The following is a 1,793-nucleotide window of genomic DNA, read 5'->3' on the forward strand; positions in this document are numbered from 1 at the left end:
TCACCATCTTTTAAGCCCGGATTTGGCACAGTCCAGTTGCCACTTGCATCTGCTGTAGTAGTCACCGTTGTGGTTCCGCCTTGTCCATCTGGATATGTAACTTTAACAATACTACCCGCTTCAGCACTACCAACGATTGGAGTATGCTCACCTGTAGTATTAATTACAGGTACATTTGGAACAGTTTTATCAATTGTTACAGGACCAAGACTTGCATTGGTACTGCTATTTCCAGCGATATCAGTTTGTTTAACTAAAATCTTGCCAGCATCATATTTACCTTCAGGAATGACAAAAGTTGTACCTGCACCTGTCTTCCAAGTCTTACCACCATCAAGACTGTATTCCCATTTAGCACGTGTTTCTAAACCTGAAACTTTAACCGTACCATCAGAAGTAATACCATCTGTTTTACTGGTACCTGTGTCATTTGCTAAAGCGATGGTTGGAGCAGCTGCAAATGCATCCACTGTCGCCAATACATCTGGTGATTTGTTTCCAGCAGGATCCGTAGCATTTACGATAATTTGGCTCTTATCTGCTAAACCTGGATTTGGAACAGACCACTTACCGCTCGCATCTACAGTTGTAGTGACAGTCGTTCCATCTGGGAATTTCACGTGAATAGTAGCACCTGGCTCACTTGTACCCGTGATTGGATCATGACCATTTACAGGGTTAACAACAGGCGCTTTTGGTGGAATACCATCTACAACCTCAGTTGCAGGATTTGAAGTATTTCCAGCCTTATCGGTTGCAGTTACCGTAACAGTATCGCCATCTTTTAAGCCTGGGTTTGGTACAGACCAGTTTCCTTTATCATCCGCTTGAACAGTCGTCGTCGTTCCATTTGGAAATTTAACAACAACTTCTGAGTTTGGTTCTGCTGTACCCGTAATAGGATCAACTAAATTAATTGGATTAATTTCTGGGGCATCTGGAGCAGTTTGGTCTCCACCAATAACCGGCCCTTTCTCAGAGCTATTACCCGCTGCATCTTTAGCCTCAATTGTACCTTTTTCACCTTCTTCTAATGGGTTTGGTCCAACATGCCAATGACCACTCGGATCAACCGTAGTTGTAACTGTATTACCATCTTTATCAGTAATGGTTACTTTTGAACCAGGCTCACCAGTTCCCCCCAAACCATTCGCATTATTTTCAGTCACAACAGGAATCGGCGGTGGAGTTTGATCACCACCTACAATTGGATCTTTACCTGATGTATTTCCAGCTGGATCTTTGGCTTCAATTGTGCCTTTTTCACCTTCTTCTAGTGGGTTCTCAGGACCAATATGCCAATTACCGCTTGGATCAACCGTAGTCGTTACTGTATTGCCATCTTTGTCTGTAATGATAACTTTTGAACCAGGCTCACCTGTACCACCAATTCCATCGCCATTATTTTCAGTCACAATTGGTTTGCTTGGTGGAGTTTGATCGCCTCCTACAATTGGATCTTTACCAGAGGTATTACCAGCTGGATCTTTGGCTTCAATTGTGCCTTTTTCACCTTCTTCTAGTGGGTTCTCAGGTCCAATATGCCAATTACCGCTCGGATCAACCGTAGTCGTTACTGTATTACCATCTTTGTCAGTAATAATCACTTCTGAACCTGGTTCGCCTGTACCACCAATTCCATCACCATTGTTTTCAGTCACAATTGGTTTGCTTGGTGGAATTGCATCTACAATAGCTGTTGCATCATCACCTTTATTACCTGCTGGGTCTGTTGCATTGGCTTTAATCTCATCACCATCTTTTAGACCTGGATTTGGAACTTCCCAGTGTCC

Annotated in this window: 1 protein-coding gene; it reads right to left on the reverse strand. The window is 43.1% G+C overall.

From position 1 onward, the window contains the following. On the reverse strand, positions 1 to 1,793 hold a 1,793-nt coding region (locus tag F960_RS22565), incomplete at both ends, for an Ig-like domain-containing protein (protein WP_004856653.1).

Origin of the sequence: Acinetobacter gerneri DSM 14967 = CIP 107464 = MTCC 9824 (assembly GCF_000368565.1) — a bacterium.
Lineage (GTDB): Bacteria > Pseudomonadota > Gammaproteobacteria > Pseudomonadales > Moraxellaceae > Acinetobacter > Acinetobacter gerneri.